Source organism: Mesocryomonas lacus (genome assembly GCF_055730135.2).
On the sequence record NZ_JBUZWE020000001.1, the window covers coordinates 564,909 to 581,062 of the forward strand.

General features: G+C 66.2%; 10 protein-coding genes and 1 pseudogene. 2 read left to right on the forward strand and 9 right to left on the reverse strand.

Annotation, left to right across the window (positions count from 1 at the left end; all coding sequences use genetic code 11):
• Nucleotides 1-223: 223 nt before the first annotated feature.
• Both lon and hbs read left to right on the forward strand, forming a co-directional pair.
• Nucleotides 224-2,638, forward strand: a complete 2,415-nt coding sequence (gene lon, locus ACZLZY_RS02720) for an endopeptidase La (protein WP_472931888.1) — start codon at nt 224-226, stop codon at nt 2,636-2,638.
• A 170-nt stretch (nt 2,639-2,808) separates the two neighbouring features.
• On the forward strand, nt 2,809-3,084 hold the full coding sequence (gene hbs, locus ACZLZY_RS02725) for a non-specific DNA-binding protein Hbs (RefSeq protein ID WP_472931889.1): 276 nt from the start codon (nt 2,809-2,811) through the stop codon (nt 3,082-3,084).
• A 200-nt stretch (nt 3,085-3,284) separates the two neighbouring features.
• Here the strand turns inward: hbs and ACZLZY_RS02730 are convergent, their stop codons facing one another.
• The 9 genes and pseudogenes from ACZLZY_RS02730 to ACZLZY_RS02770 form a co-directional block, all read right to left on the reverse strand.
• On the reverse strand, nt 3,285-5,975 hold the full coding sequence (locus ACZLZY_RS02730; RefSeq protein WP_496253506.1) for a carbohydrate-binding protein: 2,691 nt from the start codon (nt 5,973-5,975) through the stop codon (nt 3,285-3,287).
• 5 nt (nt 5,976-5,980) lie between these two features.
• The gene (locus tag ACZLZY_RS02735) at nt 5,981-8,212 is read right to left on the reverse strand and encodes an MGH1-like glycoside hydrolase domain-containing protein (RefSeq protein ID WP_472931891.1); all 2,232 of its coding nucleotides are present in this window, start codon (nt 8,210-8,212) and stop codon (nt 5,981-5,983) included.
• A gap of 196 nt (nt 8,213-8,408) precedes the next feature.
• Nucleotides 8,409-9,842, reverse strand: a pseudogene (locus tag ACZLZY_RS02740) (amidohydrolase).
• 212 nt (nt 9,843-10,054) lie between these two features.
• Entirely contained in the window at nt 10,055-10,438 is a 384-nt protein-coding gene (mnhG, locus tag ACZLZY_RS02745) for a monovalent cation/H(+) antiporter subunit G (protein WP_472931892.1), read from the reverse strand.
• The gene (locus ACZLZY_RS02750; protein WP_472931893.1) at nt 10,435-10,716 is read right to left on the reverse strand and encodes a K+/H+ antiporter subunit F; all 282 of its coding nucleotides are present in this window, start codon (nt 10,714-10,716) and stop codon (nt 10,435-10,437) included. Before ACZLZY_RS02750 ends, mnhG begins: the two co-directional genes overlap by 4 nt.
• Nucleotides 10,713-11,198, reverse strand: coding sequence for a Na+/H+ antiporter subunit E (locus tag ACZLZY_RS02755; protein ID WP_472931894.1), 486 nt, complete (start codon nt 11,196-11,198; stop codon nt 10,713-10,715). The genes ACZLZY_RS02750 and ACZLZY_RS02755 overlap by 4 nt, the downstream gene beginning before the upstream one ends.
• The gene (locus ACZLZY_RS02760) at nt 11,195-12,832 is read right to left on the reverse strand and encodes a monovalent cation/H+ antiporter subunit D (protein ID WP_472931895.1); all 1,638 of its coding nucleotides are present in this window, start codon (nt 12,830-12,832) and stop codon (nt 11,195-11,197) included. Before ACZLZY_RS02760 ends, ACZLZY_RS02755 begins: the two co-directional genes overlap by 4 nt.
• Nucleotides 12,829-13,170 (reverse strand): Na+/H+ antiporter subunit C, encoded by a 342-nt coding sequence (locus ACZLZY_RS02765; protein WP_472931896.1) that lies wholly within the window; start codon nt 13,168-13,170, stop codon nt 12,829-12,831. Before ACZLZY_RS02765 ends, ACZLZY_RS02760 begins: the two co-directional genes overlap by 4 nt.
• Nucleotides 13,170-16,082 (reverse strand): monovalent cation/H+ antiporter subunit A, encoded by a 2,913-nt coding sequence (locus ACZLZY_RS02770; protein ID WP_472931897.1) that lies wholly within the window; start codon nt 16,080-16,082, stop codon nt 13,170-13,172. The genes ACZLZY_RS02765 and ACZLZY_RS02770 overlap by 1 nt, the downstream gene beginning before the upstream one ends.
• Nucleotides 16,083-16,154 lie beyond the last annotated feature (72 nt).

The window sequence follows — 16,154 nt, forward strand, 5'->3', positions numbered from 1 at the left end:
GAGTTTAGCCCGTCCCGGCTCCGCCGGGACGGGCTTTTTCATGCGCCCTCTCATTGTTCGACGTTTGTGAACAGTGATTTGGTGAGACGCGACGGGCCTGCGAATCATTGAAGCAGAGACGGCATCTGCCCACATGCATGGGGCAAGAGGCGTTTCTCCAGATGCTCACGTGAGGTCTGCGAAGAACGGCCGCGATCGGCGAAAGCCGAAGAAAGGAATTCCCATGTCCAATACCATCGAGGGCGACGGCGGGGCAGTGCTCTATCCGGTTCTTCCGCTTCGCGACATCGTTGTCTTCCCGCACATGATCGTGCCGCTGTTTGTCGGCCGCGAAAAGTCGATCAAGGCGCTGGAAGAGGTGATGGGCGCCGACAAGCAGATCCTGCTGGTCACGCAGAAGAATGCGGGCGACGAGGATCCGTCGCCGGATGCCATCTACGACCTCGGCACGCTGGCCAATGTCCTGCAGCTCCTCAAGCTTCCCGACGGTACCGTCAAGGTGCTCGTTGAAGGCATGAAGCGCGCGCGGATCGATTCCTTCTCGTCCCGGACCGAATGGCACGAGGCCTCCGCTCGCATCGTCCCGGCGGTGGAGGAGGATGAGGTCGAGATCGAAGCCCTCGCCCGCTCGGTCGTCTCCGAGTTCGAGAACTACGTCAAGCTGAACAAGAAGATCTCGCCGGAAGTCGTTGGCGCCGCTGGCCAGATCGACGACTATTCGAAGCTTGCCGACACCGTTGCCTCGCATCTCGCGATCAAGATCGCCGAGAAGCAGGAGATGCTCGGCCTTACCAGCGTTCGCGACCGCCTGGAAAAGGCGCTGTCCTTCATGGAGGCCGAAATCTCGGTCCTTCAGGTCGAGAAGCGAATCCGCTCGCGCGTAAAGCGCCAGATGGAGAAGACCCAGCGCGAGTACTATCTGAACGAGCAGATGAAGGCGATCCAGAAGGAACTCGGCGACGGCGAGGAAGGCCGCGACGAGGCGGCCGAACTGGAAGACCGCATCAAGAAGACCAAGCTTTCGAAGGAAGCGCTCGAGAAGGCCAATGCCGAGCTGAAGAAGCTAAAGCAGATGAGCCCGATGTCGGCGGAAGCCACCGTCGTGCGCAACTACCTCGACTGGCTGCTCGGCCTGCCTTGGGGCACGCGCTCGAAGGTGAAGATCGACCTGAAGAAGGCCGAGGCGATCCTCGACGAGGAGCATTTCGGCCTCGACAAGGTCAAGGAGCGGATCATCGAGTATCTGGCGGTGCAGAGCCGTCAGGCGAAGATGAAGGGCCCGATCCTCTGCCTCGTCGGTCCTCCCGGCGTCGGCAAGACTTCGCTCGCGCGTTCGATCGCCCGTGCGACGGGCCGCGAGTACGTGCGCATGGCGCTCGGCGGCGTTCGTGACGAGGCCGAAATCCGCGGTCACCGCCGCACCTATATCGGTTCGATGCCCGGCAAGGTCATCCAGTCGATGAAGAAGGCGAAGAAGACCAACCCGCTCTTCCTGCTCGATGAGATCGACAAGATGGGCCAGGACTTCCGCGGCGATCCGTCTTCGGCTCTGCTCGAGGTGCTCGATCCCGAGCAGAACGCGACGTTCATGGACCACTATCTCGAGGTGGAGTACGACCTCTCCTCGACCATGTTCGTGACGACGGCGAACACGATGAACATTCCGGGTCCCTTGCTGGACCGCATGGAGGTCATCCGCATTGCCGGCTACACCGAGGACGAGAAGGTCCAGATCGCCCGACGGCATCTCCTGCCCAAGGCCATCCGCGACCATGCTCTGAAGCCTGAGGAGTTCTCCGTCAGCGAGGATGCGCTGCAGGAGATCGCACGTCGCTATACCCGCGAGGCCGGCGTTCGAAATTTCGAGCGCGAGCTGATGACGCTTGCCCGCAAGGCGGTGACGCAGATCCTCAAGGGCGAGCGCACGTCGGTCGAGATCACGGCGGAGAACCTGCCGGACTATCTCGGCGTCTGGCGTTACCGGTACGGCGAGGCGGAGCTGGAGGACCAGATCGGCATCGTTACGGGTCTCGCCTGGACTGAGGTCGGCGGCGAGCTGCTGACGATCGAGGGCGTCATGATGCCCGGCAAGGGCAAGATGACGGTCACGGGCAACCTGAAGGACGTGATGAAGGAGTCGATCTCCGCGGCTGCGTCCTATGTCCGCTCGCGGGCCATCGACTTCGGCATCAAGCCGCCGCTGTTCGATAAGCGCGACATCCACGTGCATGTGCCGGAAGGCGCGACGCCAAAGGACGGACCGTCGGCGGGCGTCGCGATGGCGACGGCGATCATCTCGGTGATGACCGGCATCCCGGTGCGCCGCGACATCGCGATGACCGGCGAGATCACGCTGCGGGGCAGGGTGCTGCCGATCGGTGGCCTGAAGGAGAAGCTGCTGGCCGCGCTCCGCGGCGGCATCAAGACGGTGCTGATTCCGGAAGACAACGCCAAGGATCTGGCGGATATTCCGGACAACGTGAAGAACGGGATGGAGATCATCCCGGTCGCGCGGATCGGCGACGTGCTGAAGCATGCGCTGGTTCGGGAGCCGGTGCCGATCGAATGGACCGAGGCCGAGGAGCCCTTGGCGGCAAATGCTCCCGCCGCCGATGGCACGACAGCCGTCGCTCACTGAGCCGATCGGGCGTCGTTGAGTCTAAAAATGCCGTCCTTCGGGGCGGCATTTTTCGTTCAAAGCCTTATTTTGCACCGTTTGGAGGCTATGTCCGCTTGAATGATGCGGCGGACTCGCCCATCGTCCGACGCGAGTCGTGAACGACTTCCAGAAAATCAGGAGAATGTCCGATGAACAAGAACGAGTTGGTTTCCGCCGTTGCGGACAAGGCTGAACTCTCCAAGCAGCAGGCCGGCCAGGCCGTCGATGCCCTGTTCGAAGTGATCGAAGGCGCGCTCGCCAGCGGCGACGACATTCGTCTCGTTGGCTTCGGTACGTTCTCCGTGTCGCACCGCGCCGCTTCCAAGGGCCGCAACCCTTCGACCGGCGCCGAGGTCGACATTCCGGCCCGCAACGTGCCGAAGTTTGCGGCCGGCAAGGGCCTTAAGGAATCGGTCAACAAGTAAGCCGCAAGGCTTTGTTGAAAACGGCCGGGATCGCGATCCCGGCCGTTTCCGTTTGGGCGGGTCTTTTCAGTCGACCTGCTCATCCATCACGCCGCGCGGTTCTGTTATCTGCTGCATAGAGTGATCCGAAGCATTGTATCCGGCGGTTGTGTACAATCGTCGTCGACAGGGATCGCGCCCTACGCCGGCGCACACCTGGGTCAGGTCTCCAGGAGCCGCAGATCGGAACTTCCGACCGGCCGGACCTCCAGCAGGGGCGGCGAGACGAGGCCCGAGGGCTGATGGGCCGCCGCTTCGAATTCCGTCCCTGCATAGTAGCGGTTGGCGGCGGTGTTGCGGATCGTAAGGCCGACGGTGACCTTGCCCTCTCTCAGCGCAAACGCGGCTTCTCCCGCAACCGAGCGGCCGACGACCACGCCGTCGACATCACAGACGACGGTGTCGCGGAGCCCGGGGAGGACGAGATGCCAGGCATGGCCCGCCGGGCAAGGCGGTACGCCGATCGTCCGGCGGTAATGGCCCGTGCCGGCGAAGCGTTCATAGCCCTGCGCCTCCCAGCCGCGCCGCGTGTCGATCGCCTGGAAGGGTCTGCCGTCCGTCCGGAACTGCCATCCGTCCGCCAGCTCCAGTACGCCAGGAAGTTCGACAGCGACGAGCCCTCCACCGGGAGGCAGCGCATCGGTCTCGCGAGCGGCCGGGCAAGGTGAGATCTCAAGGCACAGAAGAGCACCCGGTGCGAGCGACAGGCGCAGCACGCTGTCCGTCTCCGCTAGGACAAGCCGAGTGCCCGTCGTGGCGCCCCAGCGGACGATGCGGGAAGCCTTGCTGAGTGGGATGGCGAGGTCGCGCCATTTGTCGCTGTCGTTGACCGTCACCAGCCGGATCGTCTCGCCGCAACGGGCAGCGGCAGTCCAGTGCGGACCATCCCCCTCGAAACGGAGCGAGCCAAGCGGCAAGGTGCCGACCATCGCGACGACGTCCGCTTCTGTCGCCCCCGGCAGATGGTCACCGTTTTCGACGGAGGCGCGCAACAGCGTCGAAAGTTCCGAATCCTCGCTGGCGGACTTGCTCTGATGGGGTAGCGGCCCGGAGGCGAGGATCCTTCCGCCGGCGGCAGCGAAGCGGGCCAGCGTCCGTGCGGTGCCGGGGCCCGCGAGCGTGGTGACGGCGGGAAGGATGAGGGTGGTGTAGCGCCCCGCGGGCAAGCGGAGTTCGCCGTCCTCGAACCCCGCCGCCGCGACCGCATCCTCGCTGACGATGTCGAAGCCGATGCCGGACTCCGACAGCGCCTTCGCCCACCAGCCGAAATGCCGTCCGCAATCCGGCGCCATCGCCTCGGCGCGGATCGTCTCCAGCGGATAGAGGAGCGCCACCGGTCGGATCGGTTCGCCGTCTTCGAGAAACGCCGAGAGGCGGGCGATCTCGTCGAACACCAAGGGTACGTCCTGCCACCAGGGCTGGAAGTTGAAGCCCGGCGCGAAGTCGAAGCGCGGGTTGGGTCCGGGCGCCGTGCCGGGCGCAAAACCGTCGCCGAGATAGAGCGCATGCAGAAGAATGCGCCGGGCGCCGAACAGCGTATGCCGGATCGCCTGCGCCCGCAGGCGGCCAAGGGTCAGCCCCCATTGGCCCGCGGCACCCGGCATGCCGGTCTCGCGCCCGGTGGAATACTGCTCGACGGTGCAACGGCTGCGGCCATGCGCCCGTGCGACGGAGTCGCCGAACCGTGCCGAGATCTGCGGCGCATAGTCGGCAGCATCGACCGAGGTCTCGCTGCGATAGGCATCGACGCCGAAATAGTCGGTGCCGGGCATGGCGCGCGGATCGATGCCGCCAAGGCCGTCATGCAATGTCCAGCCGCCGACATGGGTCAGGAGTTCGTGGCCGGAGAAGGCGAGGCCATGCCGGTCGCACCAGCGGCGCAGCGTGCCGAAGAAGGCCTCGTGCAGCCGGTTCGAATAGGCCTCGAGGAAGCGCACGCGCAAGCGTGACGTCCGCGGCCCGACGTCCTTGGTCAGTGCCAGCAGTTGCAGGCCGAGCGGTTCGGATGGAAGAAGATCCGGCAGCTCCGCATCCCAGAGAAAGCTGTTGCCGAAATCACCCTCCAAGCCCTTCCAGACGTAGAACCCGGCATAGGGGTGGTCGAAGAAGATGCCGTCCGCCGATCCGCCCGACGCCGCCAGCAAGGGCGCATAGGCAACCTCGGCGAAGCGCTCAGCGGCTTCCGGCAGAAGGTAGTTGATCATCCGCGATGTCCGGCAGCGGGCGGAGACGAACACCGTCACCCGCTGTCCTCCGCCGCCATCGGCATCGACGCCGATCCGGCAGCCGGTGCCCTCCGACGACAGCAGCCGTGTTGCCGAACCGAGATCCTGCGTCCCTCCGTCCGTCTCGAGGACCGCGGCGACGATCCGCCATTCGTCGAACAGCGGCACGCCGCCCTCGTAGCACCAGTCGAGGCCGTCCTTGCCGAGGAACTCCAGGAAGGGGGAGCGGATCTCCGCGATATCGAGCGTCGCGTGCCCGTCGGCGCCGACGCTGGCGCTCGCCCAGAACAGGTGGCGTTCGCGCAGGTGGTCGGCGCCCGCCACCGTGTGGCCGCCGCCATGACCGGACATCCACTGGTACTCGTCGTAGATCTCGACGCCGATCCCCAGCCGTCTCGCCTCCGCGCTGGCGAAGCGGACGGCCGAGAGGTAATCCAGCGAGAGGTAGAGCGGCAGAGGCAAAGCGAGCCGCGCCTGGATCATGATCGCGCCGAGCCCGGAGATGGCGATCTCCGCCAGCCGCTCGGCGATCTCCGTCTCGGTCGGCAAATGGTGCCAGAACCAGAAGGCGGCCGGGCGAAAGCGGCGGTCCGGCGAGCGGAACCACAGCGGCGAGTCGAGCGCCACCGTCGTCACCGGGTGGCCGCCGGCGTGAAGTGAACGTCGAGTCGGCTGGCGCGGCCTAGGGCGACGCAAATACCGGCGGCAATGCCGGTGACCTCGGCCTCGGCGCCGTCGAGCCGGACGGCGACCACGCTGTCGATCCCGATGCCGTGCAGTTCGAGCACCGCTTCCGCAGTTGTCTCTGCGGGATCGAAGCGGCAGGAGAAGAGACCGGGCCCCATGACGATCTGAGAGAGACGGCCGATGAAATCGGTGGCGAAGACGATGCCGTCGGGGCGTCGAAGCGTGACCCAGCCACCCTCCGCCACCACCGTGGCCGGCCCGATCGGCGTTTCGACCGGGCCCAGCACGACAGGCTCGCCGGTATGGCGGATCTCCCATCCACCCCAGGGATTGACGTCCATCACCTCGGCCATGCCAAGCATCGGCAGCAAGGCGGCCCAGGAATAGAAGGGGTCGGTGTCCGGCTGGTCCATCGGCTCGCCGGTCTCGGCGCTGTAATTCTCCGCCGCGATCCGCCGGCCCTTCCAGGACTGGTCGAACAGCGCCAGGCTTTTTTCGGCGAAGGCAGAGGCCTCGGCGTCGAAGCCGTAGCGGCGCAGGCCGTGCCAGACGAAGAAGTTGACGTTCGGCCAGATCCGTCCGCGCCAGTAGACGTTGTCGGCATAGGCCGGGTCGTCGCGCGACGCGTTCGGGATGACGTAGGCGCCGCCGAAGGTTGCGGGATCGGCGAGATGGCGGAGAAGGCTCGCCGCCTGCTCCGGTGTCGCCGCTCCGGCGATCAACGGGTAGAAGCTCGTCGGCCCGAGGCTGCGCACGAAGCCGCCGGTCCGCTGGCGGTTGGCGAAGATGCCGCGCGTCCCGTCGTAGAGTTCGTCGCGGATTTTCTGCCGGCTGGATGCGGCAAGGCCGCTGAATTCGGCAGCGTCTTCCGAAAGCCCTAGCTCGGCTGCGATCAGCGCCAGCATCTCGGCGTCGAGCGCCAGCGAGCAGTTCAGCCCGACGTCGAGGGTCGAGAGAGTCCGGCTCGCCTTGTCGTAGACCGCCTCGTCATGCGTCGCTGAGTTGTCCATGCCGGTCTCGTTGCGGGCGCCGAAATGCATGCCCTTGTAGAGTCCTTCGCCGACGTCCGATGTGCCGCAGGAGACGAGACCCATTCCCCCGGGATCGCGCATCGCACGCCACCAGCGCTGGTTCAGCGCGAGCGGCGCATAGACGAGATCGAGCAAAGCGCGGTCGCGGCTGCGCAAGAACATCATCCAGGCGATGAAGGCGCCGTTCGGCGCCTGGCTGCGATCGACCCAGCTGTCGCTCTCGTTGACGATGCAGGCGAAATTGCCTTGCGGGGTCGCGTTCGACATCGCGACCGCCATATTGCCGATGCCGGCATGGCGCGAGAACAGCCCGGACATCAGCGCCGCGTAGGTCTGGTCGTTGAACCAGACGGCGGAGCCGCCGAGGTCCCACATGCGGCTGGTGGCGGTGAACTGGCGGTTGTTGGCGGCATCGTGCAGCGTGTTCCAGGCGGTGACGTCGCGCACGGCGTCCAGTGCGCCGGCATGGCGGCCGGTCTGTTCCGCGAGGGCCGGCAGCGCAGCCGCATCGTCCAGCGCGGCCCGGGCCCCGCCAATGGCCAGCGCACGGCTGTCGGCGACGGCGGCCGCGAACCGGCCGCTCAGCGACATTTCCAACTCGAACCGCAGCGCCAGCACGGGCGCGCGGTCGCCACGGCTGCCGAGATGGAAATAGCCGTTGGCGTCGAAGTCCTCGACGACGGCCTCGATGCTCGGATGCGCCGTCACCTGAACCGGCTCGCCGGTCGTCACGAGGGCGACGTAGCGCGTGCCGACCTTGATGACGGCGGCACCCGAAGCCGCGTCATACTCGGCCACCGCGCCGTTCTCGGCGGAGAGGCAGATCGAGACCCAGTAGCGCAGGCCCCATTCCTGGAGCTCCAGCGCCGTCCAGCCGCCGCGTACCGCGTAGGAGCCGGTCTTGTCGTACTGGAAGGCGAGGCGGCTTCCCCCATGGCGGGTCTCGAACTCCACCAGCTCGCCCGACGGCGCATGGCGCCCGAAGAGGAGATCGGGGCCGGGTCGGATCGTCGTCGCCTTACCCAGGCGGTTCGAGAACAGCACCGGCGTCAGCCGCACGCCGAGCGGCAGGAAGACCATTTCCGCCGGACGGCTCGACCAGGTGTTCCAGGCCTCGGCGTGGGGGACGGTCGGGTCGACGAGCATCGGCTTCATCCTCATGGCCTCGAACCGCCGGCATCGGCGCCGGGGATCGTGCAGCAGGCACGGCGATGGTGATCTCCTGCCAACTGCCGGTGGTCAAGAGCGCGGATGCGAAGCGCCGCGGTTCACCGGACGGGTCGCTTGGAGTTTCGGGGAGCGGTGGCGGCGTTCGCCCGGGGGCTGAACGCCGCTCGTCGGGTCAGAGCGTCGACGGCCGTGGCTGGATCGGCGGCGTGACGTCGGCCGGGATCGGCGAGGCATAGGGCTTCTTCGCCAGCCTCGCCTGGTGATCGGCCTTGGCGCGGGCGAGGAGCCCCGGATCGTTCAGAAGGTCGACGGCGGTGCCGGCCATGGCTTTGGCGGCATAGACGAGGCCCTTCTTGGCGGCGGGGGCCTTGCCTTATGCGGTGATCTGCCAGGAATGGCCGGGCGAGCCGATCGCGTGCGTGGCGACCAGCGCCTGCACCGTCGGCACCGCCCAGGACACGTCGCCGACATCGGTCGAGCCGATCATCGGCTCCCCGACCGAGTTCAGCGGCACGATGAAGTCGCAAAGCGGCGTGTTCGCCCGCTCCTCGATACCGCAGCGCAGGTAGTCGTTGGCGATGTCCTCCTCGCTCAGCGTCGCCTGGATTCGCTCGGCGTAGGCGCGGTCCTCGGCGTCGAAGGCGACGGGCCCGAGGCGCTCGAGATTGGCGTGCATGGTCTCCTCCATCGGCGTGTTGGCGAGGAGGTTGGAGACGGCGCTGAGGATTCGGACCTCGACCGCGGTACCGGTCATCAGCGCCGCACCGCGCGCGACATCGATCACCCGCTCGTTCAGCGCCTTCATGCCGTGGATGTCACGCGAGCGGACGGCATAGCGGACCTTCGCATGCGCCTGGACGACGTTCGGCGCGATGCCGCCGCCGTCGATCATGGCGTAGTGGATGCGGGAGTCTGCGGGCACGTGCTCGCGCAGATAGTTGACGCCGACATTCATCAGCTCGACCGCATCGAGCGCCGAGCGGCCGAGATGGGGCGCCGCCGCCGCGTGCGAGGCGCGGCCCTTGAACGAGAAGTCGATGCGGGTGTTGGCGAGCGACTTGGCGTCGTCGACCCGGGTCAGCGAGGCCGGATGCCAGGTGATGGCGGCGTCGACGTCGGCGAACAGACCGTCGCGCACCATGAAGGCCTTGGCCGCGCCGCCCTCTTCGGCCGGGCAGCCGTAATAGCGCACCGTGCCCGGCAGCTTGTTCTCGGCGAGGTAGTTCTTGAAGGCGGTGGCGGCGAGGAGGGCGGCCGAGCCCAGCATGTTGTGCCCGCAGCCATGGCCGTGGCCGTTGCCGTCGAGCGGCTTCGGCTCGGCGAGGCCGGCTTCCTGGCTGAGGCCCGGCAGAGCGTCGTATTCGCCGAGGAAGGCGATGATCGGCCCGCCGGAACCGGCCTCGCCGATCACCGCCGTCGGGATCCCGGCGGGCGCTTCGGTCAACGTGTAACCCTCGCCCTGCAGCATGGCCGTGTGCTCGGCGCAGGAGCGGAACTCGGTATAGGCGATCTCCGGCATGCCCCAAATACGGTCGCTCAGCGCTTCATAGTCGGCGCGACGGGCGTCGACGAGGTTCCAGATGGTTTCGGCGTTGGACGGGGACATGAATCTTCCTCTGGTCTTTCCGGAGCGCCGCCTGGGCACGGGCAATGCGGGGACGCTCCCCTTCCTCAACCTCAATACGGGGTCGAGTTGGACGCGAGGGATAGATCATCCACCGGTCTTTGTCCCAAGCGGTCCCGCCGCTATCCCGCGCCGATGCGGTGCGTTGCGAAGCGCCGCCTCACTTTCCTTGTTCTGTCGCGTTGCTCCCGTGTTCAGCGCTGAGGCTCGGGCGAGGGGGCGTCATCCACCCGCTCGGTCGACCGGGGCACGCCATCGACCTCCTCGGTCCTGTCGCGGTAGAGCGCGGCGCGTCCGAGGAGCATCAGGCTGATTGGCGTGGTGACCACGAGGAACACGGCGAGCAGCACCTCGTGCAGCACGGGCTTGGTGCCGAGAACGCTGAAGCAGATCGCCGAGGCGATGAGGATGCAGAGGGCGCCGCCGGTATTGCCAAGCGTCGGTGCGTGGATGCGCTCGTAGAAGCTGCCGAACCTCAGGAGCCCGATCGTTCCGAGCAACGTGACGGCGGCCCCCACGACGATCAGGATCCCGACAACCAGTGCCGCCCAGACGGGGAGGTTTGCGAGATGGTTCATTCGATGACCTCGCCGCGCATGAGGAATTTGGCAAGCGCCGCCGTCGAGACGAAGCCGAGCAGCCCGATCACCAATGCCGCCTCGAAGTAGATCACCGATCCGGTCCGCACGCCGAAAGTGACGACGAGCAGCATGGTGCTGACATAGAGCGCGTCGAGCGCCATCACCCGGTCCTGCGCCCGCGGCCCCAGCATCATCCGCGCGGTGCAGCAGGCGATCGCCAGGAACAGAAGAAGCTGCGCCACGGTGATCGCGGCCAGGAGGGCAGTCTCGGTCATTCGAACAGCTCCAGCAGCAGGGGCTCGTAGCGCTTCTTGATCAGGTCGATCCAGTCCTGTTCGTCGACGAGGTCGAGAACGTGCAGGAGGAGATGGCCGTTCGACGAGCGGTATTCGAGCCAGGCGGTTCCCGGCGTGCAGGTGAGGATGCAGGCGAGGATCGCCAGCGCTGTCGGATGGCGCAGCGTCAGCGGAATATCGACGAAACCGGACTTTTGGGCCCCCCGCGATGGGACGACGATCAGATGGGCGACCGCGAAGTTCGAGCGGACGACGTCGAGGCTGACGGTGCCGACGAGCTTCGGGATCGCCGACCAGCGGCGAATTTTCGCCTTCTCCGGCTGCAGCGGCACGACCAGAAGCGAGGTGATCACGGCGATCACCGTCCCCAGCAGAAACTGTCCGGCAGAGAAGCCGCTGAGCAACAGCCACATCAGGAGAAGGGACAGCGTCAGCAGCGGGTAGGGGAGGACGCGGCTCATGGGTGCGCCTCCGCAGCCGGTGGAACCCGCGGGGCGGATAAAACGTCGGAGATATAGCCGGCGGGCGCGTGGAGCGCCGCCGCCGCCGCATCGGTGAAGCGCAGGATCGGGCCGCCGAACACGGTCATCGCCACACCGATGGCGAGGAGGAAGCCGATGGGGGCGATCTCCAGCAGCCGGACCGCCGGTACCGTCCCGGCGATCGGCGCCCAGAAAGTGCGGATGCCCGCGCGCATCATCGCGATCATCGAAGCGAGGCCGGAGAGGATCAGCATCGCCGCCAGCACCAGCGCGGCGTTGGACATCGCAGCAGGCGCGCTCGAATTGCCCGCGGGAATGAGCGCGGCCAACATCGCGAATTTCGCAACGAAGCCGGACAAGGGCGGAAGGCCTGCCAGCAGCAGGCCGCAGACGGCGAACGAGATGCCGAGCACCGCCAGCGTTCCCGGAATCAACGTGCCGACCTCCTCCGCCTGCTCAGTCTCGTCGTCGGTCTCGCCATAGGCCTCGAGCGTCACCGCCAAGACCGAGGCCGCCGGGTCCTGGATGCGTTCCACAAGTTCGATGAGCAGGAAGAAGGCGCCGATCGTCAGCGTCGAACTCACCATGTAGAAGAGGGCGCCCGAGGTGACCCCGACATCCCGCATGCCGATGGCGGCGAGAACGGTTCCGGAGGAGACGAGGATGCTGTAGCTGGCCAGTCGGCCGAGCGCTTGGGAGGCGAGCACGCCGGCAGCGCCGAAGGCGATCGTCGCGATGCCGCCGATGACGAGGAACGTGCTGCCGAAACCGGCGGAGCCGCCGGCCTCGGCGCCGAAGACCAGCAGCGAGAGGCGCAGTAAGGCGTAGGCACCGACCTTGCTGAGGATGGCGAAGATTGCCGCGACCGGCGCTGCGGCCGCCGAATAGGCGGTCGGCAGCCAGAAACTCAGCGGCCACATGGCGGCCTTCGCCAGGAACGCCATTCCGAGGATGGCGGCGCCGGTCTGCAGCAGCGCTCGCTCCTGTCCGCCGAGCAGCGGCACCTGGCGCGCGAGATCGGCCATGTTGAGCGTCCCGGTGGTGCCGTAGATCATGCTGACGCCGATCAGGAAGAACAGCGAGGCGACGAGGTTGACGACGATGTAGTGCAAGCCCGCCCGCACCCGGGGGACGCCGATGCCGTGAAGCATCAGCCCGTAGGAAGCGGCCAGCATCACCTCGAAGAAGACGAAGAGATTGAACAGGTCGCCGGTCAGGAAGGCGCCATTCAGTCCCATCAGCAGGAACTGGAACAGGCTGTGGAAATGCGGGCCGCTCCGGTCCCACCGGGCGAGCGCATAGAGGAGAGCGGCCACCGCAAGAACGCTCGCCAGCAGCACCATCAAGGCGGACAGGCGGTCGAGGACGAGCACGATGCCGAAAGGCGCCGGCCAGTTGCCGAGGAGATAGGCATTGGTCAGCGTCCGGCCATCCGGTGCGCCGCCGGTATCGGCGATGCCAACGAGCATCACCGCGACGACGGCAAGCGCGAGCGTGGAGACAAGGCCGATGGCGGCCTTCATACCGTGGCGCCGCTCGTCCAGCAGCAGCAGGAAAGCGCCGGCAACCATCGGCAGCAGGATGGGGACGATCATCAGGTGGTTGCGGATCATCCGGGATCCTTTCCGTCGACGTGGTCGCTGCCGGTCAGACCGCGCGAGACCAGCAGCACCACGAGCAGGAGCGCCGTCGTCGCAAATCCGATGACGATGGCCGTGAGGACCAGCGCCTGCGGCACCGGGTCGGCGAAGTCAGCCGGGTTGATGGCGGCGGTATCGGCGAGGATCGGCGGCGCGTTCACGCGCAGTCGTCCCATGCCGAAGATGAAGAGATTAACGCCGTAGCCGATCAGCGACAGGCCGATCACCACCTGAAAGGTGCGGGGCCGCAGGATCAGCCAGACGCCGGATCCGACGAAGGCGCCGATGAGGATGGCAAGCAGGAACTCCATCAGCCGTCCTCCCTTTCCGCTGCCGCCAGGCGGCTGGCGCGCAGGCTGCGCGTCGACTGATGCGCCAGAGCGATCAACATCAGGACCGTCGCGCCCATCACCAGCGAGAACACGCCGAGATCGAAGAACAGCGCGGTCGCCATCGGCACGTCGCCAATGATCGGCACGTGGAGATACTGCGAATGCGAGGTGAGGAACGGATAGCCGAACACCCAGGAGCCGCAACCGACGATGACGGCCAGCAGGAGGCCCGCTCCCATCCAGCGCACCGGCAGCACCCGAAGCCGGTCTTCCACCGCCCGTGTGCCCAAGGCCATGTACTGCAGCAGGAAGCCGCAGGCCATCGCGATGCCGGCCGCAAAGCCGCCGCCGGGCAGGTCGTGGCCCCGGATGAAAAGGTAGGCCGCAAACAGCATGATGACCGGGAACAGCCACTGCATGATGACCGATGGCACCAGCATGTAGTCGGTCAGCGTATCGCCGACGCTTCTATCGGAGCGGGCCGCATCGAAAGCGTTCTGCTCGATCTGCTGGGCAGGCGCCTCGATGCTGTCGGGTGCCGGCCGGAAACGCCGCAGCAGCGCGAAGATGGTGATCGCCACAATCGCCAGCACCGTTATCTCGCCGACGGTGTCGAAGCCGCGGAAGTCGACCAGAATGACGTTGACGACGTTGCGCCCGCCGCCCTCGGAGTAGGCGCGCTCAAGGAAGTAGTCGCCAAGGCTCGCAGGCACCGGGCTCGCCATGACGGTATAGGCGAGAACGGCGATGCCGAAGCCGCAGGCGAGGGCGATGGCAAGGTCGAAACGCCGGAGGCTCGCGATCACACGCTGCGTCGTCGAAGCGATCGCCTCCGAGCGTTTCGGTAGCCAGCGCATGCCGAGCAGGATCAGGACCGTCGTCACCACCTCGACCAGCAGCTGCGTGACCGCAAGGTCGGGTGCCGAGAACCAGACTAAGCTGATGCAGGTCACGAGGCCCGCCCCGCCCATCAGCATCAGGGCGAAAAGCCGGTGGAACTTCGCCTGGTAGGCCGCCCCGATGGCGCAGACGACGCCGACGGCGCACAGCCCGGCATAGGCCGGATCCATTCCGGCGAGCCGCAGCGTCGGCCAGCTGAAGCCGCTGGCTTCCAGCGTCGCCAGGGCGGCGAGGAAGGCGATGACGACGAGCCAGCGAAGCTGCGTCTGCAGCCTGCGGGTCCCCAGCCGCTGCTCGATGAAACGGGCAAAGCGCCAGGAGACCGTCACGAGAATGCGCTCAAAGATGCGCTGGCCCTTCAGGCGCCGGAAATAGGGAGGGCCTTCCTCGCAATGCGCGAGATAGGATTTGAGCCAGACGTACAGCAGCATGCCGGCGGCAAGCGCGAAGATGCTCATCAGCAGCGGCACATTGATGCCATGCCAGACCGAGAGGCTGTATTCCGGCGTCGCCTCGCGCAGGACGGACCGCACGGCGACGTCGAGAAAGGGCCCGATCGTCACGCCCGGGATAATGCCGACGACGAGGCAGACGAGGACGAGAAGGCCGATCGGAAACCGCATCAGCATCGGCGGCTCGTGCGGGACGGTCGGCAGGTCAGAGGAGAGCGGACCGAAAAACACACTGTGAATGAAGCGCAGCGAATACGTGACCGCAAAGGCGCTCGCGAGAACGGCGGCATAGGGGGCTGCGGTGTCGAGCAGCGAGTTGGCATGCGTTTCGATCGCCTCGGCGAAGAACATCTCCTTCGACAGGAAGCCGTTCAACAGGGGCACGCCCGCCATCGAGGCACTCGCGACCATGGCCAGCGTCGCGGTCACCGGCATGAAGCGGAAGAGACCTCCGAGATGGCGCATGTCGCGCGTGCCCGTCTCGTGGTCGATCACTCCCGCGGCCATAAATAGGGAGGCCTTGAAGGTCGCATGGTTCATCATGTGGAAGATCGCGGCGACCGCGCCGAGCGGGCTGCCGAGGCTGAGCAACAGCGTGATCAGGCCGAGATGGCTGATTGTCGAATAGGCGAGGAGGCCTTTGATGTCCTGCTGGAAGATGGCGAAATAGGCGCCGAGCACCATCGACATCATGCCGGCGAAGCCGACGATCCAGAACCATTCATAGGTCCCGGCCAGCACCGGCCAGAAGCGCGCCATCAGGAACACGCCGGCCTTGACCATGGTCGCCGAGTGCAGGAAGGCCGACACCGGCGTCGGTGCCGCCATGGCGTTCGGCAGCCAGAACTGGAACGGAAACTGCGCGCTCTTGGTGAAGGCGCCGAGCAGCACCAGGATCAGCGTCGGCAGGTAGAGTTCGTGCGAGCGGATGAGGTTGCCCGAGGCCAGCACCACGTCGAGATCATAGCTGCCGACGATGTGGCCGATGAGGAGAACACCGCCGAGCAGGCAGAGGCCGCCAAAGCCGGTGACCGTCATCGCCATCCGCGCGCCATCGCGCGCACCGACATTGTGATACCAGTAGCCGATCAGCAGGAACGAGAAGATGCTCGTCAGTTCCCAGAAGACAACGAGGAGGATCAGGTTGCCGGACAGGAGGATTCCGAGCATCGCCCCCATGAAGGCCAGGAAGAAGGCGTAGAACCGGTGCACCGGATCCTCAGGCGACATGTAATAGCGGGCGTAGATCGCGACGAGCAGGCCGATCCCGCCGACGAGAACGGAGAACAACCAGGCGAAGCCGTCCATCCGCAGCTTGAAATCGACGCCGAGCGTCGGGAGCCATTCGAGCCGGAAGACCGCGACACCACCGACGGAAACGCTGGGATAGGCGGCGATAGCGAGGACCAGTACGCCGAGGGTCGTCGCGATCGCCAGCGCTGCATGAAGGTCGCGCAGGCGCGACGGCAGCAGCGGCATCGCGAGGCTGCCGAGGAACGGCAGTGCGATCATCCAGATGAGCAAGGCGCCCCCGGTCATGTCATCGATGATCCCCAAATCGTGTGTTTTGCTATTTCACCCAATATGGTTGATATTATCAAGGTTCAATAG

What these genes read in the sequence shown, in the direction of transcription:
- hbs (WP_472931889.1), top strand. Translation starts at nt 2,809, where the DNA reads ATGAACAAGAACGAGTTGGTTTCCGCCGTTGCGGACAAGGCTGAACTC.
- ACZLZY_RS02750 (WP_472931893.1), bottom strand. Translation starts at nt 10,716, where the DNA reads ATGACCGAGACTGCCCTCCTGGCCGCGATCACCGTGGCGCAGCTTCTT.
- lon (WP_472931888.1), top strand. Translation starts at nt 224, where the DNA reads ATGTCCAATACCATCGAGGGCGACGGCGGGGCAGTGCTCTATCCGGTT.
- ACZLZY_RS02770 (WP_472931897.1), bottom strand. Translation starts at nt 16,082, where the DNA reads ATGACCGGGGGCGCCTTGCTCATCTGGATGATCGCACTGCCGTTCCTC.
- ACZLZY_RS02765 (WP_472931896.1), bottom strand. Translation starts at nt 13,170, where the DNA reads ATGGAGTTCCTGCTTGCCATCCTCATCGGCGCCTTCGTCGGATCCGGC.
- mnhG (WP_472931892.1), bottom strand. Translation starts at nt 10,438, where the DNA reads ATGAACCATCTCGCAAACCTCCCCGTCTGGGCGGCACTGGTTGTCGGG.
- ACZLZY_RS02755 (WP_472931894.1), bottom strand. Translation starts at nt 11,198, where the DNA reads ATGAGCCGCGTCCTCCCCTACCCGCTGCTGACGCTGTCCCTTCTCCTG.
- ACZLZY_RS02735 (WP_472931891.1), bottom strand. Translation starts at nt 8,212, where the DNA reads ATGCTCGTCGACCCGACCGTCCCCCACGCCGAGGCCTGGAACACCTGG.
- ACZLZY_RS02760 (WP_472931895.1), bottom strand. Translation starts at nt 12,832, where the DNA reads ATGATCCGCAACCACCTGATGATCGTCCCCATCCTGCTGCCGATGGTT.